This window comes from Luedemannella helvata (assembly GCF_039528415.1).
GTDB lineage: Bacteria > Actinomycetota > Actinomycetes > Mycobacteriales > Micromonosporaceae > Luedemannella > Luedemannella helvata.
On sequence record NZ_BAAALS010000020.1, the window covers coordinates 1 to 24,097 of the forward strand.

General features: G+C 71.9%; 20 protein-coding genes. 8 read left to right on the forward strand and 12 right to left on the reverse strand.

The features are described from left to right. Positions 1-360 precede the first annotated feature (360 nt). The 3 genes from ABD191_RS19465 to ABD191_RS19475 all read left to right on the forward strand — a co-directional run bounded on the left by ABD191_RS19465 (position 361) and on the right by ABD191_RS19475 (position 4,121). On the forward strand, positions 361-1,341 hold the full coding sequence (locus ABD191_RS19465) for an aldo/keto reductase (protein ID WP_344083816.1): 981 nt from the start codon (positions 361-363) through the stop codon (positions 1,339-1,341). Between the two features lie 86 nt (positions 1,342-1,427). Continuing rightward, the gene (locus ABD191_RS19470) at positions 1,428-2,975 is read left to right on the forward strand and encodes a sugar transferase (RefSeq protein ID WP_425560774.1); all 1,548 of its coding nucleotides are present in this window, start codon (positions 1,428-1,430) and stop codon (positions 2,973-2,975) included. 42 nt (positions 2,976-3,017) lie between these two features. Further along, on the forward strand, positions 3,018-4,121 hold the full coding sequence (locus tag ABD191_RS19475) for an FHA domain-containing protein (RefSeq protein ID WP_344083819.1): 1,104 nt from the start codon (positions 3,018-3,020) through the stop codon (positions 4,119-4,121). Between the two features lie 74 nt (positions 4,122-4,195). Here ABD191_RS19475 and ABD191_RS19480 read toward each other — a convergent pair whose 3' ends face one another. The 3 genes from ABD191_RS19480 to ABD191_RS19490 form a co-directional block, all read right to left on the reverse strand. Beyond that, on the reverse strand, positions 4,196-4,399 hold the full coding sequence (locus ABD191_RS19480; protein ID WP_344083822.1) for a cold-shock protein: 204 nt from the start codon (positions 4,397-4,399) through the stop codon (positions 4,196-4,198). A 194-nt stretch (positions 4,400-4,593) separates the two neighbouring features. Beyond that, positions 4,594-5,763, reverse strand: a complete 1,170-nt coding sequence (locus ABD191_RS19485; RefSeq protein ID WP_344083825.1) for an aminotransferase class I/II-fold pyridoxal phosphate-dependent enzyme — start codon at positions 5,761-5,763, stop codon at positions 4,594-4,596. A gap of 115 nt (positions 5,764-5,878) precedes the next feature. Beyond that, entirely contained in the window at positions 5,879-8,998 is a 3,120-nt protein-coding gene (locus tag ABD191_RS19490) for a putative bifunctional diguanylate cyclase/phosphodiesterase (RefSeq protein WP_344083828.1), read from the reverse strand. Between the two features lie 298 nt (positions 8,999-9,296). Between ABD191_RS19490 and ABD191_RS19495 the strand changes: the two genes are divergently transcribed. After that, positions 9,297-10,154 (forward strand): GDSL-type esterase/lipase family protein, encoded by an 858-nt coding sequence (locus ABD191_RS19495; RefSeq protein WP_344083831.1) that lies wholly within the window; start codon positions 9,297-9,299, stop codon positions 10,152-10,154. A 33-nt stretch (positions 10,155-10,187) separates the two neighbouring features. Here the strand turns inward: ABD191_RS19495 and ABD191_RS19500 are convergent, their stop codons facing one another. Continuing rightward, the gene (locus ABD191_RS19500; RefSeq protein WP_344083834.1) at positions 10,188-12,500 is read right to left on the reverse strand and encodes an ATP-binding cassette domain-containing protein; all 2,313 of its coding nucleotides are present in this window, start codon (positions 12,498-12,500) and stop codon (positions 10,188-10,190) included. Positions 12,501-12,661: 161 nt separating this feature from the next. On the opposite strand from ABD191_RS19500, the gene ABD191_RS19505 reads away from it, so the two are divergent. From ABD191_RS19505 to ABD191_RS19515, 3 genes are all read left to right on the forward strand, one after another. Beyond that, positions 12,662-13,237 carry a hypothetical protein gene (locus ABD191_RS19505; RefSeq protein ID WP_344083837.1) on the forward strand — a complete coding sequence of 192 codons (576 nt, stop codon included), beginning with the start codon at positions 12,662-12,664 and terminating at the stop codon, positions 13,235-13,237. A gap of 148 nt (positions 13,238-13,385) precedes the next feature. Further along, positions 13,386-14,471, forward strand: coding sequence for a YihY/virulence factor BrkB family protein (locus ABD191_RS19510; RefSeq protein WP_344083841.1), 1,086 nt, complete (start codon positions 13,386-13,388; stop codon positions 14,469-14,471). A gap of 90 nt (positions 14,472-14,561) precedes the next feature. Continuing rightward, positions 14,562-16,268: a RecQ family ATP-dependent DNA helicase gene (locus tag ABD191_RS19515; protein ID WP_344083844.1), complete on the forward strand. Its 1,707-nt coding sequence runs from the start codon at positions 14,562-14,564 to the stop codon at positions 16,266-16,268. 42 nt (positions 16,269-16,310) lie between these two features. Here the strand turns inward: ABD191_RS19515 and ABD191_RS19520 are convergent, their stop codons facing one another. From ABD191_RS19520 to ABD191_RS19555, 8 genes are all read right to left on the reverse strand, one after another. Further along, positions 16,311-17,132: an ABC transporter permease gene (locus tag ABD191_RS19520; protein WP_344083847.1), complete on the reverse strand. Its 822-nt coding sequence runs from the start codon at positions 17,130-17,132 to the stop codon at positions 16,311-16,313. Further along, a complete protein-coding gene (locus ABD191_RS19525) occupies positions 17,129-17,881 on the reverse strand; it encodes an ABC transporter ATP-binding protein (protein WP_344083850.1) in 753 nt (250 codons plus the stop codon). Before ABD191_RS19525 ends, ABD191_RS19520 begins: the two co-directional genes overlap by 4 nt. Before the next feature lie 42 nt (positions 17,882-17,923). Beyond that, entirely contained in the window at positions 17,924-18,373 is a 450-nt protein-coding gene (locus tag ABD191_RS19530) for a cupredoxin domain-containing protein (protein ID WP_344083853.1), read from the reverse strand. Continuing rightward, the gene (efeB, locus tag ABD191_RS19535; RefSeq protein ID WP_344083856.1) at positions 18,370-20,850 is read right to left on the reverse strand and encodes an iron uptake transporter deferrochelatase/peroxidase subunit; all 2,481 of its coding nucleotides are present in this window, start codon (positions 20,848-20,850) and stop codon (positions 18,370-18,372) included. Before efeB ends, ABD191_RS19530 begins: the two co-directional genes overlap by 4 nt. Before the next feature lie 372 nt (positions 20,851-21,222). Further along, positions 21,223-22,626: a Si-specific NAD(P)(+) transhydrogenase gene (gene sthA / locus ABD191_RS19540; protein WP_344083859.1), complete on the reverse strand. Its 1,404-nt coding sequence runs from the start codon at positions 22,624-22,626 to the stop codon at positions 21,223-21,225. Between the two features lie 35 nt (positions 22,627-22,661). After that, complete coding sequence (locus ABD191_RS19545) at positions 22,662-23,000, reverse strand: hypothetical protein (protein ID WP_344083862.1); 339 nt, start codon at positions 22,998-23,000, stop codon at positions 22,662-22,664. Between the two features lie 5 nt (positions 23,001-23,005). Beyond that, positions 23,006-23,290: a hypothetical protein gene (locus tag ABD191_RS19550; RefSeq protein WP_344083866.1), complete on the reverse strand. Its 285-nt coding sequence runs from the start codon at positions 23,288-23,290 to the stop codon at positions 23,006-23,008. A gap of 24 nt (positions 23,291-23,314) precedes the next feature. Next, on the reverse strand, positions 23,315-23,683 hold the full coding sequence (locus ABD191_RS19555; protein ID WP_344083869.1) for a YbjQ family protein: 369 nt from the start codon (positions 23,681-23,683) through the stop codon (positions 23,315-23,317). Positions 23,684-23,845: 162 nt separating this feature from the next. Here ABD191_RS19555 and ABD191_RS19560 point away from each other — a divergent pair, with 162 nt between their 5' ends. Then, positions 23,846-24,097, forward strand: coding sequence for a DUF2630 family protein (locus ABD191_RS19560; protein WP_344083871.1), 252 nt, complete (start codon positions 23,846-23,848; stop codon positions 24,095-24,097).

Here is a 24,097-nt window from a genome sequence, read left to right on the forward strand (position 1 = left end):
TGGCGGGCAGTCCACTGAAGAGCCGAAGAAGGGCCGGGCCGTCGACATCATCGAGCTGACGCTCACTGATGATCGGGAGAGTGTCCGCTGTGGTCACCTTGTGGGTCACGGTTTCAGACATAGGTGGGGCTCCTTCGACATTCGCTAGCCGGTTCGCTCGGCCATCGCAGTCCATGCAGCGAATGCAGTCTAACCATTCGTCTTTAGTGACATCAACCGAACGGACGATGGTAATCCCAAGGGTGAATGCTTATATGGCTTTTGCCCCTTCTTGACTATGGCGTAAAGTCCGAAATGCGAATTGACTTTTCCCGACCGGGGTGATGCGGCGCACACTGACATGATCGGTAGGCTGCCGGCATGCGTACTCGCCAACTTGGTCGCACCGGCGCTGTCGTCGGGGAGGTCGGCCTCGGCGCGTGGCAGCTCGGCGCCGACTGGGGCGAGGTGAGCGAGGCCGACGCGCTGGCCACACTGAACGCCGCCGTCGACGCCGGCACGACCTTCATCGACACGGCCGACGTGTACGGCGACGGCCGCAGCGAGCGCGTCATCGCGCGGCTGCTGCGCGAGCGCCGCGACGTGCCGCTCACGGTCGCCACCAAGATGGGCCGCCGCGTCGCCCAGGAGCCCTCGGCCTACCAGCTCGACAACTTCCGCGCCTGGACCGACCGCTCGCGCGCCAACCTCGGCGTCGACGTGCTCGACCTGGTGCAGCTGCACTGTCCACCCACGCCGGTGTTCAGCACGGACGCGGTCTTCGACGCCCTCGACACCCTCGTGGCCGAACAGCGCGTGCGGGCCTACGGGGTCAGCGTCGAGACGTGCGACGAGGCGCTGACGGCCATCGCCCGACCCGGCGTGGCAACCGTCCAGATCATCCTCAACATGCTGCGCCTCAAGCCGCTGGAGCGGGTGCTTCCCGCCGCGGCGGCGGCCGGCGTCGGCATCATCGCGCGCGTCCCGCTGGCCAGCGGGCTGCTGTCGGGTCGCTACGACGAGCACACCACGTTCGCCCCCGACGACCACCGGTCGTTCAACCGGCACGGCGAGGCGTTCGACGTGGGCGAGACATTCTCGGGCGTACCGTTCGAGGTCGGTCTGGCCGCGGTGCGCCGGCTCGCCGCCGCGTCGCCCGGGCCCACCCTCGCGCAGGTCGCGCTGCGCTGGATCCTCGACCAGGAGGGCGTGTCGGTCGTCATCCCCGGGGCACGCAATCCCCCCCAGGCGGCCGCGAACGCCGCAGCGGCCGATCTTCCCCCGACGACGGACGAATTCCGTCGTTCGGTTACTGAAACGTACAACGAGTTGATCGCCCCGCACGTACACAACCGCTGGTAGACGAGGCGCAACCCGCCGAACCGGCGTACCGGCGGTTGCGTCGCGTATCCGTCGGTTATCTGGTCCGTACAGTCGTGTGGGCCACAATGGCACCGCAAACTCATGCTCGCGCCGCGCCTAGGAGGCCACCGACCTTGGCGACGCTCACGTCGAACGCACCGCGGACGACGTCGGTACCCACTCCCCCGGCGTCGGCGATCGCGCGTGTCCGCGTCGTCCCCGTCCGGACGCAGATCCGGGCCTACCAGCGCACGCTGACCATCGTCGACACGACCGTGGTCGCGCTCGCCGTCATCGGTGGTTACCTGGCCCGCTTCCAGGGCCAGCCCGCGCTGGGCTCGAAGATCCCGTACGCGGCCGTGGCCGCCATCCTGTTCGTCGTCTGGCTCGCCGCCCTGCGGCTGAGCCGCGCCTACGACGACCACGTCATCGGGTTCGGCGCGGACGAGTACCGACGTGTCGTCTCCGCGAGCCTCAAGCTCGCCGGCTCGGTCGCCATCATCGCCTACCTCGCCGACGTCGGCATCTCCCGCGGCTTCCTCGGCATCACGTTCGCCGTCGGCACCGCGGGGCTGGCCAGCGGCCGGTTCATCGCCCGCAAGTCGCTGCACCGCCGCCGGCGGCGCAACCGCGGCTGGTCGCGCCGCGTGCTCGTGGTGGGCGACGCCTCGCACGTGCTCGACCTGGTCGAGCAGCTGCGCAGCGAGCCGCTGGCCGGCTACACGGTCGTCGGGGCGTGCATCCCGGACTCGCTGGTCGCCCCGGTCGCCCAGCACCTCAACGGCGTACCGGTGGTCGGCTCCTTCCGCACCATCATCGAGTCGGCCCGCGCCATCGGCGCCGACACGATCGCGGTCACCGCGGCCGGCGAGCTGACCGGCCGGCGCCTGCGCCGGCTGGGCTGGCAGCTGGAGAGCACGGACATCGACCTGGTGCTCGCGCCCGCCCTCACCGACGTGGCCGGCCCGCGCATCCACACCCGGCCGATCGCGGGCCTGCCGCTCATCCACGTGGAGGCCCCGGAGTTCTCCGGCGGGCGCAAGGTCCTCAAGGGCGCGTTCGACCGCAGCGTCGCGGCGCTGGTCGTGCTGCTCGCCTCGCCCGCGCTCATCGCCCTCGCGCTGGCCGTCAAGCTGACCAGCCGCGGCCCGGTCATCTACAAGCAGAAGCGCGTCGGCATCGGCGGCAAGGAATTCAGCGTCTACAAGTTCCGCTCCATGGTGGTCGACGCCGAGAAGCGCCTCGCCGACCTGCAGAAGAAGAACGAGACCGACGGCCTGCTGTTCAAGATGCGCGACGACCCGCGTGTGACAAAGGTCGGCAAGGTGCTGCGCCGGTGGTCGCTCGACGAGCTGCCGCAGCTGTTCAACGTGCTGTTCGGCCACATGAGCCTGGTCGGGCCGCGCCCGCCGCTGCCCACCGAGGTCGCCCGCTACGACCAGGACATCGCCCGCCGGCTGCTCGTCAAGCCGGGCATGACGGGCCTGTGGCAGGTCAGCGGCCGCTCCGACCTCAGCTTCGAGGACGGCATCCGGCTCGACCTCTACTACGTGGAGAACTGGTCGCTCGCCGCCGATATGGTGATCCTTTGGCGCACCGTGGGGGCGGTCGTGGCGAGCCGCGGGGCATACTGACCCCTCGCCCGCGTCGCTCGCTCACGGGCCTGGAGGTGGAGAATGCGGTTCGCGGTGACCGGTGTGCTGGACGCCATCGAGAAGCGCCTCACGACGGACGCCACGCTGGCGGCCGCCGTGATCGACCTGGCCGCCGTGGCCGGGTACGCCGACCTGGACGGCGGGCGCCCGGTCAACCTGCTGCGCGTCGGCATGGCCGTGGACGCGCTCGCCGCGCTGACCGGCGAGGACGGGAGCGCGCTCTACCCGGTCGCCCCGCGCGCCCTGCTCGGCGACGCGGACATCACGTCCAAGGAACGCATGGTGCTCGGCCGCTGGGCCGACGACGGGCTCATCGAGGTCGTCCCGGACCTGGGCGACCGGGTCCCGGAGGTCGCCGGGCTCACCGGCCTGCCGGTCATCACCCCGTACCCGCTGGACGGGTTCGCCGACCGGCACCCGTGGGTGATCCACCGCGCCGACCGGGTGCTGCGGCTGCAACCGCACGCGGGCGGCGCCCGCATCGTCGCCCCGGCCGGGGCCGGGCGACCCACGACCCCCGAGGGGGCCGGCGCCGCGCTGTTGTCGCGGCTGTGGCGCTGCGACCGCGAGGACTGCCCCAGCTTCGGGCCGCGCCGCGCCCTGCAGCAGCCCGTACCGCGCCTGCGCGTCGGCGTGCCCAGTTGCCCGCGCCACGACGTCCCCCTGGCCGGGCTCGGCCCTCGGCCGCCCGCCGCGGTCATGGTGGCGGTCGTGGACGGGGCCGTGCGGGCCCGCTTCGCCGTCCGGGCCGGTCGCCCCGTCCCGGTCGGGCGGGCCCCGGACGACCCCGAGAGCGTGGAGCTGGGGCCGTGGCTGTCCGGGGACGCCGCCCGGGAGATCAGCCGGGCGCACGTGGTGCTCGAGATGGGCGCCGACGGCACGCTCAGCGCGGTGGACAGCAGCACCAACGGGACCACGATCCTCACCCGTACGGGGCCGGACGCCCCGGCGGAGCAGGTGCGCCTCGAACGCGGTCACCCGTACGCCCTGGGTGCCTTCGACACCGTGCGCCTGCACCCGGGCGTGGAGATCGTCCCCGCGGACCGTGCCCCGACGGCCGAGGCCAGGTCCAGCTCGTCCGTGCTGGCCGACGCCCCCACGGTGATCTTCCGCCCGCAGGGCTAGACACGAACCCGCAGGGCTGGACACGAAGAAGCCCCGCACCCGAGGCTCGGGTGCGGGGCTTCTTCGACGCCAGGTCAGAGCGCGCGGACCGCCTCGGCCTGCGGACCCTTCGGGCCCTGCGTGATGTTGAACTCCACGCGCTGGTTCTCCTCCAGCGTGCGGAAGCCGTTGGACTGGATGGCGGTGAAGTGGACGAAGACGTCGGCGCCGCCGCCGTCAACGGTGATGAACCCGAAGCCCTTGTCGGGGTTGAACCACTTCACGGTTCCCTGAGCCATCTGAAAACTCCTTCATAGGTGGCTGGAATCGGGATGATCGCGCACGTACGCGACCGCTGGCCTGTTTCGAACAGCGGCTCCGCCTTCCGAGAAGGAGGCGACACAGCCGTCCCGCCGGATGCGGGAGGTAAACCACATACGAAAAAACCAGCTGAACTCTACACGAAGCACTGTGCCCGCGTACGTGACGGGGGTCATTCCGGCTCGACCCGCAGCTGGCCCTCCGCGACCAACTCCGAGATCACCGCGTTGAGCTGGTCAACCTGCGCGACCGTGTGTGCCGCCGTGAGCTGCAGCCGGATGCCCACCTGGTCCTGGGGCACCAGCGGATAGGCCGCCAGGGTCACGTAGACGCCGCGCCGCCACAGTATGCGCGACGTCGCGGCCAGGTCAGCGCCCGGGGCCAGCGGAAGTTCGATGATGGGCAGCCCGCTGCGGTTCGGGGTGGCCAGTCCCAGGCTTCGCGCGTGCCGGAGCACCCGGTCGGTGAGCGCCCACAGGTGGGCGCGCAGGAGGTCGCCCCGGCGGTCGTTGACCTCCAGCCCCGCCAGCACCGTGGCCAGGGACGCGACCGGCGAGGGGCCCGAGTAGAGGTAGGGCGCCGCGGCGACCTTCAGGTGGTCCTTCAGGCGGGTGGGCAGCGCGAGGAACGCCAGCAGCGACGAGTACGCCTTGGAGAAGCCGCCCACGAGCACGACGTCGTCGTAGGTCTCCCCCAGGTGGCGCACGACCGAGTTGCCCCGCCGACCGTACGGCGACGTCTCGTCGGGGTGCCGCTCGCCCACCACGCCGAAGCCGTGCGCGTCGTCCACGTAGAGCAGCGCCCCCACCGCGCGGCACAGCTCCGCCATCCGGGGCAGGTCCGGCAGGTTGCCGGTCATGCTGTTGACCCCGTCGACGCAGACCAGGCGGGGCTCGTCCGTCGGCGCGGCGCGCAGCAGATCGGCCAGCTGGTCCAGGTCACCGGTGCGGAACCGCCGGGTGGTGGCGCCCAGGGAGCGCGCCATCACCGTGCCGTCGTAGATCGTCTTGTGCGCCTGCGACTCCAGCAGGATCGTGCCCCGCCCGGCCAGCGCCGGGATGACCGACAGGTGGATGTGCGTGATCGTGGGCAGGACGAGGACGTCCGGCGCGCCCAGCAGCGCCGCCGTGCGCTCCTCGATCCGCGGGTACAGGGCCGGGTTGCCCAGCAGGCGCGACCAGCTCGGATGGGTGCCCCACCGGCGCACCTCGGCGGGGATCGCCGCCATGACCTCCTCGTCCAGATCGAGGCCGAGGTAGTTGCAGGAGGCGTAGTCGACGAGCCAGTCGTCGCCGACGCGAATGCGGCGCCCGTCGATCTCATCGATCACCGCGTCGTACATCGGGCTCGTTGTGCGTAACCGCGCCAGGTCGGTCCAGGCCGGAGCCGGTCGGGCGGTGGGGACGAGAGTCGGGGGAAGATGAGGCACGCGGTTCTCCTCGCTCTTGGTACGGATCTCAACCCGGACCGCGTTGCCGCAGCCAGGCCACGGCGTCCGGGAAGCTCAGCGGCTTCGAGAACAGGTAGCCCTGCCCGAGCCGGCATCCCATCGCCTGCAGCAGGACGCGGTCGGACGGGTGCTCCACGCCCTCGGCGACCACCTGCAGCCCGAGCGTGTGGGCCAGCCGGACGATGGCGTCGACGAGGGCCCGCTGCTGCTCCGACGTGGACATGGTGTCGATGAAGGAACGGTCGATCTTGAGGACGTCGGCCGGGACGTGCCGCAGGTAGCTCAGCGACGAGTACCCGGTGCCGAAATCGTCGATGGCCACCCGTACGCCGATCTCGCGCAGCGCGGCCAGGTCCTTCCAGACCTGCTCGTCGTCGCGCAGCAGCAGGCTCTCCGTGATCTCCAGGACGAGCGCGCCGGGCGGCAGGCCGGAGGCGGCCAGGCCCCGGTGGACCTGCTCGGCGAAGCCCGCGTTGCGCACCTGCCGCACGGACACGTTGACGCTGACGTAGGGCGGGGTGCCGTCGGCCCAGTCGCGGTGCCACTGGGCGGCCTGCGCCATCGCGTTGTGCATGACCCAGGTGCCGATCGGCACGATCAGCCCGCTCTCCTCGGCCACCTCGATGAAGTCCCCCGGCGGGATGAGGCCCCGGCTGCGGTGCGTCCACCGGATCAGCGCCTCGAACCCGGCCGGCGCCCCGGTCTCCAGCTCCACGATCGGCTGGTACCGCAGGGTGAAGTCGCCGTCGACGACCGCCTGGTCCAGCGCGGCGCGCAGCTCCAGCCGGTTGAGCACGGCCAGGTGCAGGTCCGCCTGGTAGCGGCGCCACTGGCCCTTGCCGGCGCCCTTGGCGACGTACAGCGCGAGGTCGGCCTGCCGGAGCAGGTCCTCCGCGGTGGCCGCCTCCGTCGTCGTGGCCAGGCCCAGGCTGGCGCTCACGTTCACGTGGTCGCCGCCGAGCTGGAAGGGCTGGCGCAGGGCCGCGGAGAGCCGCTCGGCGACGTACTCCACCTGTGACACGTCGGCGCCGTCGCCGATGAGTACGGCGAACTCGTCGCCACCCAGGCGGGCCACGGTGTCGTGCGGGCGCAGCTGCAACTGCAGGCGGCGGCCCACCGCGATGAGCAGCCGGTCACCGACCTCGTGACCCAGCGTGTCGTTGACGATCTTGAAATCGTCCAGGTCGATGAAGAGCACGCCCACGACCGCCGGATCGGTGCTGTTGGCCCGGCCCACCGCCTGGTGGACCCGGTCGGCGAACAGCACCCGGTTGGCCAGGCTCGTGAGCGAGTCGTGGAAGGCCCGGTGCATGAGCTCGCGCTCCAGCAGCCGCCGGTCGGTCACGTTGCGCAGCGTGAACACGATGCCGCGCACGGTCGGGTCGGTGGTGAGGTTGCGGGCCGACGCCTCCACGAGCAGTTGGCTGCCGTCCGTGTGCAGCACCTGCCAGTCGTCCGTCTCGCTGCGCTCCGCGCCCATCCGGATCAGCTGCAACGCCCGGCGTACCCGGCCCTTGTCGTCCGGGTTGACCAGCTCGTCGAGGTAGGCGCCGGTCAGCTGGACCGTGCCGAAGATGCTCGTCGCCGACGGGCTCGCGTAGCGCACGACGCCGTTCTCGTTGGAGATCAGGATCACGTCGGCCATGTTCTGCACCAGCGTGCGGAAGTACTCCTCGCTGTCGCGGCTGTGGATCTCGGCGGTGAGGGTCAGCCGCTCCAGCGCGAGGGCGGCCTGCGACGCCAGCACCTCGATCGAGCGCGGCAGGTGCGCGAGCGCCGCCTCGTCGGCCGCCACGTACAGCATGCCGACGACCCGGGGGTCGCCGCCCGGGCCGTCGTCGAGGGTGAGCGGGCACTGCAACGCGACGTCGAAGTACCCCAGATGGATCGCGATCGGCGGGTCCAGACCGCGCCGGTAGACCGAGACCGCCCCGCGCCCGGGCGGCGGGCCGGACGGCCACACGTCGCGGGACCACCCGGCCGGGCGCGGCCCCTCGATGGCGAGCGGTTCGTCGCGGGCCGCCTCGGTCGGCTCCCGCACGAGCAGCACCCGGTGGTCCGTGCCGGGCGGCAGCAGCTGCGCCACCGCCCGCTTCACGGACGCGGTGACGCCCGCGGGCTCCGTCACCGCCACGAGCGCGGCGCCCGCCTGGCGCAGCGCCCGCTCGCGGGCCAGGGCCTGGCGGTGCATCGCCACGACGCCACCGAGGCGGCCGATGACCAGCAGGAACAGGGTGATGCTGAAGAAGCCGATGACGGCGGCGTGCGGCGCCGAGCCGGGATTCTCCTTGTTGGTGAACGCCTCCACCAGCAGCACGGCGGGGGCGGCCAGCGACGACAGGCCGATGAGGGTGAGGCGCAGCCAGCCGATGTCGTGGTGCTGCACCACGCGCGGCTCGGTCAGCTGCGCCATCGACGGCACCAGGGCCGCCGCGCCCCACGTCGCGTACAGCACGATCCAGCCGATGTCGACCGGGCTGCTGCCGACCGTCCAGACGCCCCGCAGCTCGGCCACGCCGTAGAACACGTCCGCGATGAGCAGCCCGAGCGTGCCGAGGGCGAGCAGCACGAGCGCGGCGGACCGCCGCACCGTCGTGATCATCCGGACCACGGAGGCGAGCACGAGGATATCGCCGAGCGGGTACGCGATGGAGATCGCGCTTTCCAACGGCCGGTCGGGGAACTTCGACACGTACGGCTGGATGAGATAGATCCAGGACAGCATGGCGAGGCCGACCGTGATGATGAGCGCGTCCAGCGCCCCCGCCCGGTCCGGGCGGCTCATGCTCGACCGGGTCAGGCTCATCAGGCCCATGAAGATGAGCGGGTACACGGCCAGGTAGAACACGTCGGGCAGGCCGGGCGAGGGGTCGGCCACGTCGAGGTAGTCGGTGAAGACGTTGTACAGCGTGTCGCCGGTGACGAAGGTCAGCATGCCGGCCGCGAGCAGCAGCCACGGCAGCTTGTGCCGCGCCCGGTTGCGCCAGGCTCCCACGACGATGGCCGCCGCGCTCGACACGCCGATCGCGCCCCAGATGATCAGACTCTGCTCGGGGCGGACATAGAAGACTATGCCGAGGGCCATCATCCAGGTCGCGTAGAGGCCCAGCAGCAATCGCTCCGGCACGGACCCCCCTCCCAGCCGTCGTCGTCGCCATCATGCAGTACGCCGCAGCCCGCGGGCACCCCACGCCGCTGTCGAATCCCGACAGTCCATGAAGGACACAAGATCTTATCGCGCTGAGCTCGAAAGCGGACCGGCCAGGGCGGAATTAGCCGATTGAACGCCATGAGTAAGGCCGGCTGACGCGGCCGAAAGCCGCGCACGACAGGCGTTAAGGCGTCAATCGAGACGAGCGGCTCACCCCGTCGGGCGACAGTGGGACGTAGAGTGACTACGTCGTCGCGATTCGACGGAGGCTCGCATGTCCCGACGCTGGCCCGTGCTCGCTCTGGTGATCCTGTGCCTGGTCGCCACCTCCGGCTGCCGCCCCCGCACGGCGGGGGCGAACCCGGGCGGCGAGTCGATCCCCCGGCCCTCCGGCAACCTGCCGACCTCCATCGCCGCGCTCGGCGATTCCCTGAGTACGGGATTCGGCTCGTGCCTGCTGCCGGCCTCCTGCGAGCGGAACTCGTGGTCGACCGGGACGGGCTCGCAGGTCGACAGCCACTACCGACGCCTGCTCAGCGTCGGCGCCGACATCCGCGACCAGACCTACAACTTCGCCCAGCCGAAGGCCCGCGCCGCCGACCTCGCGAGCCAGGCCGCCCGGGCGGTGGAGGCCGAGCCGCAGTACGTGACCCTGCAGATCGGCGCCAACGACGCGTGCCGACCCTCGATCGGGGACATGACCCCGGTGGCGACGTTCCGCGCCCAGGTCGACGACGCGCTGCGCACCATCAAGCGCGACCTGCCGCGCGCGCGGGTCCTCGTCGTCAGCATCCCGGACATCTACCGCGTGTGGCAGCTCGGGCACGGCCGCGAGCTGGTGACCGACGTGTGGAACGGGCGCATCTGCCCGTCACTGCTGGCCGACCCGACGTCCATGACCAAGGCGGCCAAGGACCGGCGGGCGGCGTTCCGGGCGCGGGTGAACGCGTACAACAAGGCGCTTGCGGCGGCCTGCAAGGCGTACGGCAGGCACTGCAGGTACGACGGCGGGGCGGCGCACCGGGTGCGCTTCGGGCTGAACATGCTGACCGCGTTCGACTTCTTCCACCCCAACGCGGAGGGCCTCAACGCGCTGGCGAAGGCGACCTGGCCCAGGAGCTTCACCTGGTGAGGACCCGCGGGCGGGCCCTCACCAGGTGGCCGGTCACTGCCGGCCGGGCTCCAGGCGCCGCATGGCGATGCGGGCCGCGACCACGAGGATCGCGATCTGACCGAGCATCACCAGCACGGAACGCCACCAGGCGCTGGGCGTCGGATCCCACAGTGAATCCTTGAGGAACGGCACCAGCTTCTGCATGTCGACCGTCGAGGCGCCGGCCGCGAAACCCCACCGCGTCGGCGCGATCGTCGAGATGACCTGCAGGACCTTCTCGCCCTGCAGCTCGAACAGCCCGCCGGACAGGACCAGCTGGGCCATGACGAGGACGACCAGGATCGGCGTGGTCTGCTCGGACGTGCGGACGAGGGCGCTGATCGCCAGACCCATGACCGTCGAGGTGATCGCCACGAGGGCCACCACGACGGTGATCTCGACCATCGGCGGCTTCAGCACGAGCGACTGGCTCGGGCCGCCCCGGCCCAGCACCGACAGGTACACGAACAGGATGACCTGGATGATGTTGATCAGGCCGAGCACGGTGAGCTTCGACGCCAGGTACGCCGCCGGCAGCAGGCCGGCCGCGCGCTCGCGCCGGTAGATCGACGACTCGTTGACGATCTCGCGGATCGACACCGCGATGCCGAGGAACGCCGCACCCACCACGAGGACCACGAGCAGTCGCTGCGCTTCGAGGCTCACCCGCACGGTCGGCGGTGGCGCCGCCAGGCCGAACTCGCCGGGCACGGCGTGGGTGAGCAGCGCCAGGGCGAGCGGCAGGCCGAGCAGGAACAGGGCGTACCCACGGTCGGAGATGATCACCGAGAGCATCCGCAGGCAGAGCGTGAAGTACTGCCGGATGGGCGCCGAGGGGTGCCGCGCGCGGGCGCGCAGCGGCAGCGAGCCCAGCGGCGCCCCGGCGGGGTGCGTCTGGTGCGGGGCCGACGGCGGCGGGACGGGATAGGCCGGCGGCGCGACCTGGGGTGCCGGTCCGGGTGGCGCGGGTTGGGGCGACGTCGCCGCCGGCGGCACCGTGAAGGTCGCCGTGGGGTTCACGTCGGGCGCGTCGTCGGCGGCCTGCGCCGGCGCCGGCGGTGGGACGGGCGCGACGGCCGGCGGCGGCGCGTAGGTGGGGGCCGGGGCGGCGGCGCGCTGCGCGGCCGCCTGGGCCAGCTCGGCGGCCGGCTCGCTGACGTAGCGCCGGTAGTGCTCCGAGTCGCGGAAGATCCGGGCCCACTTCTCGCCCTCGTCGGTGACCTTGGTGAAGACGTCCGCGTAGTCCTTGGCCTGGAAGAAGCTGAGCAGCTCGCTCGGCGGGCCGAAGTAGCCCATCCGCCCGCCCAGGCACATCACCAGCACCCGGTCGCACAGGTCCAGGTGCAGCACGTTGTGGGTGACCACGACGACCGTGCGGCCCCGGTCGGCCAGCTCACGCAGCTCCTGCATGACCTCCTTGTCCAGGGAGGGGTCCAGGCCGGAGGTGGGCTCGTCGAGGAACAGCAGCGACGGCTCGGTGAGCAGCTCCAGCGCCACGGAGACGCGCTTGCGCTGGCCACCCGACAGGGTGTCGATGCGCTGCTTGGCGCGGCCGTCCAGGTCAAGGGTGTGGATGACCTCGTCGACCCGCTTCCACCGCTCGCGGCGGGGCACGTCGTCGGCGAACCGCAGGGCGGCCGCGTAGCGCAGCGCGCGGCGGACGGTCAGCTGGCGGTGCAGCACGTCGTCCTGGGGCACCATGCCGATGCGGTAGCGCAGCTCGGCGTAGTTGTCGTACAGGTCGCGGCCGTCGTACTGGACCTGGCCCAGCGTCGCGGGCCGCAGGCCGGTCACGGCTTTGACCAGGGTCGACTTGCCGCAGCCGCTCGGGCCGACCACGGCCAGCAGGGCGCCCTGGCGCAGCGTGAAGCTCACGTCGTCGAGCAGCACGGTCTTGCCGACCTGCACGGTGAGGTCCTGCGCGGCGAGCGACACCGGGCCGGTGTCGACGAACTCGTGCAGCCGCTGGCCGTCGAAGATGAGCTGGTGACGGCCGATGGAGATGCGGTCGCCCGGGGTCAGGCGGGCGCGGGGGACGCGCTGTCCGTTGTGGAATATGCCGTTGCTGCTGCCGAGGTCCACGACCTCGTACGCGTCGCCGACCCGGCGCAGCTCGGCGTGCCGCCGGGAGACCGCGAGGTCGGCCAGCGCGATGTCGTTGCCCGCCCCGCGACCGATGCGCACCCGCTCGGTCGCCTGGTACGCCGCGACGGGCGCGCGCTGGGCGGGCACGCTCACGGACGCGCGCGCCGCCGCGACGGGGGGCGTCGGGGTGCTCGTCGGCGCGGCGCTCGGGCCGGCCGGGATCTGCTGGTCGTCTGCCACGCCGCACATCATGCCGGACGCTCGCGACAACAAGACAGCCGCGAGCAGCGGTAGCGTGCCCCGCGCCGCCCCGTTGTCGGGGACTCGACACGTCGGGGCGGGGTCGTGAAGCTTTCACGCCAGGTCGACGGGGCCCGGCAGCTCACCTACCCTCCTTTTTCATGCGTTCCCGCCTCACCTCCCTCGCCGTGATCGGTACGGTCGCGGCCGCCGCGCTCAGCGGGTGCTCGTTGTTCAAGGCCGCCGACGAGTCCAGCGTTCCGGAGCCCACCTCGATCGCCGAGCTGACGGCCGTGCCCGTGCCGCCGCAGCTGGTGCAGACCTCGGCTCCCGTCGCCATGCCGCCGCTCGCGGTGGTGGGCGGCCCGAAGATCGAGCTGGCCGTCTACCTCACCCCGGGCAAGTGCGCGGTGAGCGGGCACGACCGGGACGGCAAGGCCAAGCTGACGACCGTCAACGCCGACGCCCCCGCCGACGGCGCGGCCGGTGCCGACCTCAAGGGCCTGCCCGCCAAGGCGGCCGCCGCGCTCGGCGCCGCCAACACGGCCGAACTCAAGATCAAGGGCGTCGGTACGCTCACGGTCTTCTGCAGCTCGAAGGCCCTGGCCATCACCGGCCCGGAGGCCACCGGCCAGCTGAGCGTCGTCGGCGCCGGCTCCGCGCGGATGCTGGAGGACCGCAGCGTCCTCGTCGTCATCGGCCCGCCCGCCACGGTCCGGGACGCGCTGGCGACCTGACGGCGGTCTCCGGCGGTTCGGTCGCCCTGACGACGCGAACCGCCGGAGATCCACGAAGGACAGTCGCCGCGCGGGCCGATACGGTTGGCTCCGACGGTGACCGGGTACCCACCTCGTGTCGCGACGCTCGCAGCGCCAGGAGGCGGCCATGCCCGACACGCAGGACAGTGCGGGACTTCCACTGCGGGCCCGCCAGCGTGCCCTCGCCCGGCTGCTCGACCGCGGCCCGCGCCGCCCCCGGGAGCTGTCGGCCCGCTCCTGGTGGCACGCGTTCCGGCGCACCATCCTCGAGTTCTGGAACGACGACCTCACCGACCGGGCCGCCGCGCTCACGTACTACGGCATCCAGTCCATCTTCCCCGGCATGCTGGTGCTGGTCTCCCTGCTGGGCCTGCTCGGCGGCGGCACGACCCAGGAGGTCCTCGACAACATCGAGGACATGACCCCGGGGCCGCTGCGCGAGTTCCTCACCACCGGCATCGCGGGCATCCGCCGCGACCAGGGCGTGGCGGGCGTCCTCGCCATCGTCGGTGTCATCGTGGCGTTCTGGTCGGCGTCGTCCTACATCGCGGCGTTCATGCGGGCCGCGAACGCGATCTACGACGTGCCGGAGGGCCGGCCGCTGTGGAAGACGCTGCCGATCCGCATTCTCGTCACCGCGCTCACCGGCCTGCTGCTGGCCGCGAGCGCGCTCACGGTCATCTTCACCGGCCGGCTGGCGCACTGGACGGGCGACCTGCTCGGCATCTCCCCCGGCACGGTCGAGCTCTTCGACGTCATCAAGTGGCCCGTCCTCGTCGTCGCGGTGGCGTTGCTGTTCGACCTGCTCTACTGGGCCGCGCCGAACGCGCGGCAGGGCGGCTGGCGGTGGATCACGCCGGGCACGGTGCTCGCGGTCCTCGTCTTCGTCGCCGTCTCCGCCGGGTTCGGGTTCTACGTGGGCCAGTTCGGCAACTACAACAAGACGTACGGGACGGTCGGCGCGGTCATCGTGTTCCTCATCTGGCTGTGGCTGTCCAACGTGGCGCTGCTGCTGGGCGCGGAGTTCGACGCGGAACTGCACCGCCGCCGAGCCATCGAGGCGGGCCTGCCGGCCGAGGCCGAGCCGTACGTGCTGCTGCGCCAGGCGCCCGGCCCGGCCGACGAGAAGGCCGCCGCCGCGGAGAAGGCCAAGCGGGAGGCGGCCCAGACGCCGACCGCGGCGACCGAGGCGGTCGCGGAACGGGACGACTGACATGCCCGTCGTTTGCCTGTCGGACCCGCCGGGTAGCTTGGCCCTCCGATGAGATCGCAATCACCCCCCACCAAGCGGCGCGTCCCCGACATGTTGTCCAACCTCATGCGCGCCCTGAGCTTCGCCCGCATCGCGAAGTCCCGCCGCGACGCCGTGCCACGCGCCGCGCGCAAGCGCCTCACCCAGGCCGCGCGCGAACACTTCGGCTGGCAGGAGCTGCGCCCCGCGCAGCTCACCGCGATGAGCGCGCTCCTGCGCCGCCGCGACGCGCTCGTCGTGCTGCCCACGGGCGCCGGCAAGTCGGCCGTCTACCAGGTGCCGGCCACGCTGCTGCCCGGCCCGACCGTGGTCATCTCGCCGCTGCTCGCGTTGCAGCACGACCAGCTGTCCGGCCTCAACGGCCGCGACAACCCCAAGCTGCGCGGCGTGCGCGTCAGTTCGGCGGAGACGCCCGCCCAGCAGGAGCGGGCGATCGAGGCGATCCGCGACGGCTCGGCGGAGTTCCTGTTCATCACGCCGGAGCAGCTCGCCAACCCGCAACGCCGGGCTCAGGTGCGCGAGCTGAGGCCGTCGCTCGTGGCGGTCGACGAGGCGCATTGCATCTCGTCGTGGGGCCACGACTTCCGCCCCGACTACCTGGCGCTGGGCCATTACCTGCGCGACCTGGGCCGGCCCACGATCGTGGCGCTCACCGCGACCGCGTCGCCGCCCGTGCGCGAGGACATCGTCGAGCGCCTGGGCCTCACCGACCCGGCGACCATCATCTCGGGGCTGGACCGGCCGAACCTCACGCTCACGGCCGTGCACTGTCCCACCGAGGAGCACCGCTGGCGGCGGCTGCTCGCCGTGCTCGACCGGGTGAAGGGCACCGGCATCATCTACGTGCCCACGCGCCGCGCCGCCGAGGAGACGGCCGAGAAGCTCACCGCCAAGGGGTACGAGGCGCAGGCCTACCACGGCGCCATGGCCGCGGGCGCGCGCGCCAAGCGGCACGAGGACTTCCTCGACGACCGCATCCCCATCATGGTGGCGACGTCGGCGTTCGGCATGGGCATCGACAAGCCCGACATCCGCTGGATCATCCACCTGGCGCTGCCGGACTCCCCCGACAGCTACCTGCAGGAGATCGGCCGGGCGGGCCGCGACGGGCAGCACTCCGACACCTACCTGCTCTACCGCGGCGAGGACGTGAGCCTGCAGCGTTACTTCACCGGCGGCGCCCCGGACGCCGAGGAGATCGCGGCGCTCGCCGCCGTGCTGCGGGAGAAGCCGAGCACCCGCACGGCGCTGCGCGAACGCACCGGCCTCGGCCAGCGCAAGCTCGCCCAGCTGCTGGCCCTGCTGGAGCAGATCGGGGTCCTCGTCGTCGACGGCAACAACCTGCGGGTCCCGCCGCACGCGCCGGAGCCGGCCGAGGCCGCCCTGCTGGCGCTGGCCGCCGCCGAGCGGCACATCACGGTGTCGCGCTCGCGCATCGACATGATGCGCGCGTACGCGGAGAGCGAGTCGTGCCGCACCCGCCTGCTGCTCGCCTACTTCGGCGAGGAGCTGGCCGACACGTGCGGGCACTGCGACAACTGCGCCGACGGCTCGGCCGCCGAGGAACTGGCCGAGACGGAGAACACCGAGCGCCCGTTCGCCCTCAACACCACCGTGCACCACAAGGAGTGGGGTTCCGGGATGGTGCTGGGCTACGAGGGCGACCGGATGACCGTGCTCTTCGACGACGTGGGCTACAAGACGCTGTCCGTGCCCGTCGTGGTCGCCGGCGGCCTGCTGGCGCACGCCGCCGCGTGACAGGTGGGCCGTGGCGCCGCACTGGCGCCACGGCCCGCCGTCCTACGAGTACCGGGTGACGAAGCCCCGGGCGCGGAAGACGCGCAGCATCCAGGTGACGTACCCGAGCCCGACCAGCAGCAGCCCAGCGGTGCCGGCCGCGGCGATGCCCAGCTCGCCCCACGGCGTGGCCTCGCCGAACGCCATGGCGCGGCCGGCCGCGAACGCGTGCGTGGTCGGCAGCGCCTCGCCGATCGGCCGCAGGATGCCGGGCAGCGAGTCGACAGGGTAGAACACCCCCGACAGGGGCATCACCATGAACAGGATGCCCCACGCCAACGCCTCGGCGCCCTGCCCGAAGCGCAGCACCAGGCCGGTCACGAACAGCGCGATCGACCAGCCGGTGATCAGCAGCAGGGCGGCCACCGGGAGCAGCCCCAGGCCCAGGCTGGTGACCGAGAACGCGTACAGCGACCAGGCGACCAGAGCCACGCCGCCCAGCGCGGCGGTCAGCTTGACCAGGCTGAACAGCGCCACTCCGGCCACGTACTCCCATTCGCGCATCGGGGTGACCATCAGGTTGAGCACGCTGCGCGACCAGGTCTCCTCCAGCATGCCGGTGGCCAGGGCGATCTGCGCCTGGTAGACCACGTGCCAGAGCACCACGCCGACGAGCAGGTAGAGGGCCACCTGCGCCGACGCCGTGTTCGCCCGGCTGGCCGCGAACAGGCCGATCGTGCCGAACAGGATGACGTCGACGGCGGGCCACATCACCACGTCGAACAGGCGGTGCGGGCTGCGCCGCATCACGTACCAGTGCCGCTTGGCGACCGACAGGATGCGCCAGGCGCTGGCCGCGACCGGCGAATACGTCTCCCGGGTCATGCGGGCACCTCCTCCGAGTTCTTGTGCTGCAGCTCCGCCAGGTGGAGGAAGACCTCCTCAAGGCCGTCGCGGTCGAACGTCCGCGAGATCTCCTCGGGCGTCCCGTGGGCCACCACCCGCCCGCGCGACAGGAATGTCACCCGCTCGCACAGCCGCTCGACCTCCGCCATGTTGTGGCTGGTCACCAGCAGGGCCGTGCCGTTGGCGGCGCTCAGTTCGGCCAGCCCGGTGCGCACCCGCAGGGCGACGTCGGGGTCCAGCGACGCGGTGGGCTCGTCGAGCACGAGCAGGCGCGGCCGGTGCAGGGTGGCCTTGATGATGCCGACGAGCGTCTTCTGGCCGCTGGACAGCTCGGTGCCCATGGCCTTCTCCAGGTGACCGATGCCGAACCGCTCCAGGCCCTCGCGCGTGGCGACATCGGGCCGGCGCAGGCCGTAGAGGCGGCCGAACATGCGCAGGTACTCGTTGACCCGCACGGCGTTGGGCAGCGGCAGGTAACCGGCGGCGAAGCCGACCTCGGACATCGCCGACGCCCGCCGCCTGGGCAGGCGTCTGCCGAGGATCTCGACCGTGCCGGCATCGGGCGTGACCATGCCCAGACACATCAGCAGGGTGGTGGTCTTGCCGGCGCCGTTGGGCCCGAGCAGGCCGATCCGTTCGCCGTCGCCCACGACGAGGTCGACCCCGTCCACGGCGCGGCCGCGCCGGTAGTTCTTCACGAGGCCCGTGGCTTTTAGTACGGCAGACACGAAAAGTCATCCTCCCAGCGCGGGCTGGAAAGGAACACCGAATTAACCGATGACGAGCGTGCCGACCATGCCGCTGGAGGCGTGATAGAGGCAGGGGAACGGGTACCGGCCGGGCGCCGTCACAGTTACCCGTACGGTGCCCTGCTGACCGCCGTTGAGGTTGCCGGTGTCCGCGGTGGCGCCCGCGTCCCGCACGGCGATGTCGTGGGCGGTGCCGCCGCTGTTGACGAAGGTCAGCTCGACCGTACCCGGCCGCGCCCGCACGGTGGACGGGCTGAACCGCAGCCCGTCGGTGAGCGTGATCGTGGCCCGCTGCACGCCGTCGTCGCCGGCCACGACGTCCACCGCGTCGTCGGCCGTCGCCCCGGCACCCTGCTGGAGCACGGGCTTCTTCATGCCCGAGCCGCCCGGGCCGCCCTCGGACCCCCAGATCGCGCAGCCGGACAGGCTGAGCAGCGCGGCGACGCTCAGGGCCAGGATGGTCGTCCTCACGGTTCCAGCAGCTCCTGTCCCAGGTAACGGCCCTCGACGGCGCCCGGTGGCATGGCGAACAGCGCGCTCGCCTCGTGCCGGATGAACCGGTTCAACGCGTCGCCGTTGGCCAGCCGCTGCTGCACCGGGATGAAGCCCTTGCGCGGGTCGGCCTGCCAGGCGAGGAACAGCAGGCCGGCGTCCGGCGTACCGTCGTCGCGCAGTCCGTCGGCGTACGAGAAGCCCCGCCGCAGCACGGTCGCGCCCGCGTTGCTCGCGGCGGCGGCGAGGCGGATGTGCGCGTCCGGCGCTACGGCGAGCCGCCCGTCCGTGCCGCGCGCGCCCAGGTCGACGGGGCTGAACTCGGTGCCGCCCGACAGCGGGGCGCCCGTGTCCTTGCGCCGGCCGATGACCTTCTCCTGCCGGTCGACGGCGAGGGCGTCCCAGTCGTCGAGCAGCATCCGGATGCGGCGGATCACCACGTACGACCCGCCGCGCAGCCACGCGGGCCCTTCGTCGCCGACGAACACGCGCCGGTCGAAGTCGGGGTCGGCGGGCTTCGGGTTGTTCGTACCGTCGATCTGGCCCATGAGGTTGCGCAGCGTGGCGCCCTCGTCCCCGGACGCGCCGCGCGCCCGCGCGAATCCGGTCTGCTGCCAGCGCAGCTTCGCGGTGCCCCGGGCGATGCCCTGCAGCGCGCGCACCGCCTGGAACACCACGTTCGGGTCGTCGGCCGCGACGATCACGCCGAGGTCCCCGTCGCCGCGCGCGGGGTCGAGCGCGTCGTTGGCGAACGCGGGCAGCGGCGCGAGCGCGTCGGGCCGGTCCTTGGCGGCGACCCCGGCCTTGCCGAACAGGCTCGGGCCGAACCCGACCGTGACGGTCAGGCTCGCCGCGCCCAGCCCCAGCGCGGCGGTGCTGTGCTCCGGCCCCAGCGGCAGCCCGGCGGTGAGCCGCGCGGCCGCCGCGGTCCAGTCGCGCAGCAGGGTGCGCAGCGCGTCCCGCCCCACCCCGTTTTCAAGATCAAATGCTACGAGTACGGCGTGCGCCTGCTGCCGTAGCGGCGTGACGATGCCCGCCTGGCGCGCCCCGTGGAACGGCACGATCCGGGCACCCAGGTCGCTGAGCGGCACCACGGCCGCCCCGGTACTCGGCGCCGCTGCGGACTCGCTGCGCAGGCTCACGGTCGCGGCGGCACCCACCAGGCCGCCCACCCCCGCGGCGGCGACCAGCCCCACCGCGCTGCGCCGGCTGATCCCGCCGGGCACCGCACCAGCGCCGACCGGCTCGCGGGTCCGCTCTCTGTCCGGCTCGCCGGTCCGCTCCCCGTCCGGTTGGTCTTCGGGGCTGTCCGTCGACCCGCGTCCGGGGTCCTCGGACGTGCGTTCGGGCTCGACCGCGGTCACGGGCGCCACCTCCTCCGCCACCTCGACACCGGCCGGGGCGGCGGGGTTCGCGGTGGGGTTCGCGGCGCGGGCGGTGGCGTGGCGGCGCAGCACGACCGGCAGGGCGACCAGCAGGCCGACGCCCAGGCCGAGGGCGACCGCCACGGTGGCCCGGTTCAGGTCGGCGGGCAGGGCCGACGGCGCGGACGAGCGCCACAGGGTCGGCAGGTCCGACAGGCCGGAGATGCTGCCGACGAGCATGCCGGCCACGGCGGTGAGCCAGGTAGCGCGCAGGTGCCCCCGCAGCAGCAGCACCGCGCCGAGCCCGCCGATGATCCAGATGAGCAGCTGGGTGAAATCCGAGCCGATCACCGCGCCGAGCCGCTCGGGCACGGTCCCGGCCGCGATCACCCCGATGCCGACGCTGTGGACCAGGTCGATCGCCACCATCGCGGCCGCCGCCGCGCCGAGCCAGCGGGCCGGGCGGGGCAGGAACGCCGCCCCGAGCACCAGCAGGCCGGCAACGACCGCCGCCGCGAAGAACCACCCGGGGTCGGGTCCCGGCACCCACTCCAGCGTGCCCTCGGCGGTCAACTGCCGGTCGCCCAGGTCGAGGACCACCGACCACTCGCTGATCAGGTGGCGCTCGGTCGGGGCGGCCGCCACGGCGGGCGGCATCGTGGTGGCCATCCAGTGGATGCGATGGTCGTGCCAGCGGTACACGGTCGCGTTGTCCACCTTGCGCCAGGTCGGCGGATTCTCCGGGTCCACGCCGGCGGGCACCTTGACCGACCCGAACCGGTTGGCGTTGAGGTACCGCGCGGGCGAGTTGTCGTTGACGAACACACCGCCCGGGCCCACCCGCGCGTACGGCTCGTCGGCGTACCCGCGCACGATCACGTCCGTACCGGTGGTGTTGGACAGCTCCAACCGGCTGCCGTTCTCGATCACCCGCAGGGTGATCCCCGGCGCCGCCGGGGACAGCCCGGACAACGTCGTGCGGAAGTTGGTGGCGCCCACGCCGCCGACCGTGTGCGCGGCCACGGGGGCAGCCCCGAGCAGGGCGAACACCGCCCCGAGCAGGGCGGCGACAGCGACCCGGACAGCGGTCATCGCACCCCCTGAGCACCGACGCGGACGGGCCCGAGCCTACCTCGGCCCCTCGGCCGCTCCTGACACCGTCCGCCACCAACCGGGCCGCGAGGTGCACATCCAGCCACCGTTGCCCCGCGACACCCCCGCAAAGGTCCCGCCTCTGAGGGGTGGACGGCTCTCACCCTCGCCAAAGTCACGCCTATGGCGAGGTAAGCGGGCCCCACGCCCGCCAAAGTCACGCCTATGGCGAAGTGAGCAGGCCCCACGCCCACCAAAGTCACGCCTATGGCGAAGTGAGCAGGCCCCACGCCCACCAAAGTCACGCCTATGGCGAGGTGAGCAGGCCCCACCCCCGCCAAAGTCACGCCTATGGCGCTCCGGGGGCGCGGGTCACCCGTTCAGGCGGTCGATGTGGCGCATCTTGTTCATCGCGTCCAGCGCGGCGACCTTGTACGACTCCGCGAGCGTCGGGTAGTTGAACACCGCGTCGACCAGGTAGTCGATCGTTCCGTTGCAGCCCATCACGGTCTGCCCGATATGCACCAGCTCGGTCGCCCCCGTACCGAAGATGTGCACCCCCAGCAACCGCCGGTCCTCGGGCGACACGAGCAGCTTCAGCATGCCGTACGAGTCCCCGATGATCTGGCCGCGGGCCAGCTCCCGGTACCGGGCGAGGCCGACCTCGAACGGGATCTTGGCGGTGGTCAGCTCGTCCTCGGTCTGCCCGACGAAGCTGACCTCGGGGATCGTGTAGATCCCGATCGGCTGCAGGGTGTGCATCGCCCGGGCCGGCTCGTCGCAGGCGTGGTGGGCGGCCAGGCGGCCCTGCTCCATGGACGTCGACGCGAGCGCCGGGAAGCCGATCACGTCGCCGACCGCGTAGATGTGCGGGACGGCCGTGCGGAAGTACTCGTCGACCTTGATGCGGCCCCGCTCGTCGCCGACGAGGCCCGCGTTCTCCAGGCCGAGTTCGCCCGCGACGCCCTGCCGGCCGGCGGAGTACATGACCGTGTCCGCCGCGATGCGCTTGCCGCTGTCGAGCACGGTGAGCGTGCCGCCGGTGTGGCGCTCGACGGCCGCGACGGACTCGCCGAACCGGAACGTCACCGCGAGGTCGCGCAGGTGGTACTTGAGCGACTCGATGACCTCCAGGTCGCAGAACTCGAGCATGCGCTCGCGCCGCTCGACGACAGTGACCTTGGTGCCGAGGGCGGCGAACATCGAGGCGTACTCGATGCCGATGACGCCGGCGCCGACCACGACCATCGACTGGGGTACGCGTTCGAGGTGGATGATGCCGTCCGAGTCGATGATCGTACGGTCGTCGAAGTCCACGCTGGACGGTCGCGCGGGACGGGTGCCGGCCGCGATCACGATCTTCTCGGCGGACACCTTGGTCTCCCGGCCGCCCGGCTCGCTGACCAGGAGCGTGTGCGGGTCGACGAAGCGTCCCGTGCCGGTGAGCATCGCGATCCGGTTGCGGGAGAGCTGGCTGCGGATGACGTCGATCTCGCGGCCGATGACGTGCGAGGTCCGGGCCGCCAGATCGGCGACCGTGATGTCGTCCTTGAGCCGGTAGCTCTGGCCGTACAGCTCCCGCTGGTTGAGGCCGGTCAGGTAGAGAACGGCCTCGCGCAGGGTCTTGGAGGGGATGGTGCCGGTGTTGATGCAGACGCCACCGATCATGTGCCTGCGTTCGACGACCGCGACCTTGCGGCCCAGCTTGGCAGCCGCGATGGCGGCCTTCTGACCTCCCGGCCCGGAGCCGAGGACGAGCAGATCGAAGTCGTACACGTCCTCAAGTGTGTCAACTCAAGGTTTCGATTGAGCTACGCGCGATGCGCCAGCTGGTCGGCGGCCTGCTGCGCGAGGTTCAGGTTCCGGCGCAGGGCGGTGACGGGGTCGGCGTCCGCGCCGTCGGCGGCCGCGAGCCCTTCCTCCACCCAGACGCGCAGCAGCGCCGAGAACGACATGCGCCGCTCGTTCGCCACGGCCATGACCCGCTCGTACGTCTGGGCGGGCAGGCGCAGCGACCGGCCCACCATGACCTCGCCCTCGGGGTGCGGTTCGAAGACGCCGGGCTCGACCCGCCACTCGGCGGGGTCGCCGTAACTGTGGTCGACGCTGTCGCCGGCCAGCACCTTGTCGAGAAGTTCCTTGCGGCTCATGACGCTCACACCTCCTGACCCACGACCTTGCGGTACAGGGCCTGGCCGGCGAGGCCCGCCTCGAACGCGATCAGGATCTCCCAGTCGTCGTCGGCGGCCCCCGGGTCCTCCCGGAGCCAGACCTCGATCACGCGGCCCCCGCCGGTCGCGCCGATGATGCGCAGGACCTGGTCGTCCTCCAGCTTGCGCAGCACCGGTCGGCCGGACGTCAGGACCTGGTGCACCTCGGCCAGCTCGACGTCGAGGGCGTTCGCGCGCGCGAGCGCCTCCGGTGTCCAGCTGTACCGCACGTGATCAAATGTAACACGCGCGTACTACGACAGGCCACCTGCCGGCGCGAGCGCCTCCGCGGTCCGCGGCACGGGCTGCGCCTCCGGGACGACGATGACCGCCGTGCCGTACGCGCACATCTCCGCCGTGCTGTTGGTGACCTGCCGGTGGTCGAACCGCATGCCGATGATCGCGTTGGCGCCCCGCTCGCGGGCGGAGCGGACCATCTCCGTGATCGCCTCCTGCCGGCACTGGACCAACTGGTCGGCGGCCTCCGGGTGGGCGCCACCGTCCAGGGTCGCGAGGCCGGCCTTGTATGGGTTCCGGCTGCGCATCGTCAGTCCGACCACGGGGCCGAGCACACTCTGCACCCGATAGCCGGGGATCGTCTCCGTCGTTACTACGAGAAGCATCGCGATCAACCTCGCCCCGTCGCCTAAGCCATAGTAACGTGACATTCCGGATTTAGTGAAACATACGTACTAAAATGGCGAAAATGCACTCCTGCGACGGAACCGCACAGCTGTGCCGATCATTCCCCTCCCCGCGCGCGGCGGGGCTCGACGTGACAGGCTGTGTCCATGCAGGACAAGACGATTCACGATCAGATCCACGCCCTCGTCGACGAGGAGCACCGCCTGCGCTCGGCGCTGCAGGCCGGCGACATCTCCTCCGAGGAGGAGCATGCCCGGCTGCGTGAGCTGGAGGTCTCCCTCGACCAGTGCTGGGACCTGCTGCGCCGCCGGCGCGCCGCCAGCGACGCCGGCCTCGACCCGGACACGGTGGGCGAGCGCGCCGCCAACGAGGTCGAGAGCTACCTGCAGTAG

Coding starts and splice junctions, on each gene's coding strand:
- ABD191_RS19465 (WP_344083816.1), top strand. CDS start 361: ATGCGTACTCGCCAACTTGGTCGCACCGGCGCTGTCGTCGGGGAGGTC.
- ABD191_RS19470 (WP_425560774.1), top strand. CDS start 1,428: ATGGCACCGCAAACTCATGCTCGCGCCGCGCCTAGGAGGCCACCGACC.
- ABD191_RS19475 (WP_344083819.1), top strand. CDS start 3,018: ATGCGGTTCGCGGTGACCGGTGTGCTGGACGCCATCGAGAAGCGCCTC.
- ABD191_RS19480 (WP_344083822.1), bottom strand. CDS start 4,399: ATGGCTCAGGGAACCGTGAAGTGGTTCAACCCCGACAAGGGCTTCGGG.
- ABD191_RS19485 (WP_344083825.1), bottom strand. CDS start 5,763: ATGTACGACGCGGTGATCGATGAGATCGACGGGCGCCGCATTCGCGTC.
- ABD191_RS19495 (WP_344083831.1), top strand. CDS start 9,297: ATGTCCCGACGCTGGCCCGTGCTCGCTCTGGTGATCCTGTGCCTGGTC.
- ABD191_RS19505 (WP_344083837.1), top strand. CDS start 12,662: ATGCGTTCCCGCCTCACCTCCCTCGCCGTGATCGGTACGGTCGCGGCC.
- ABD191_RS19510 (WP_344083841.1), top strand. CDS start 13,386: ATGCCCGACACGCAGGACAGTGCGGGACTTCCACTGCGGGCCCGCCAG.
- ABD191_RS19515 (WP_344083844.1), top strand. CDS start 14,562: ATGTTGTCCAACCTCATGCGCGCCCTGAGCTTCGCCCGCATCGCGAAG.
- ABD191_RS19520 (WP_344083847.1), bottom strand. CDS start 17,132: ATGACCCGGGAGACGTATTCGCCGGTCGCGGCCAGCGCCTGGCGCATC.
- efeB (WP_344083856.1), bottom strand. CDS start 20,850: ATGACCGCTGTCCGGGTCGCTGTCGCCGCCCTGCTCGGGGCGGTGTTC.
- ABD191_RS19545 (WP_344083862.1), bottom strand. CDS start 23,000: ATGAGCCGCAAGGAACTTCTCGACAAGGTGCTGGCCGGCGACAGCGTC.
- ABD191_RS19555 (WP_344083869.1), bottom strand. CDS start 23,683: ATGCTTCTCGTAGTAACGACGGAGACGATCCCCGGCTATCGGGTGCAG.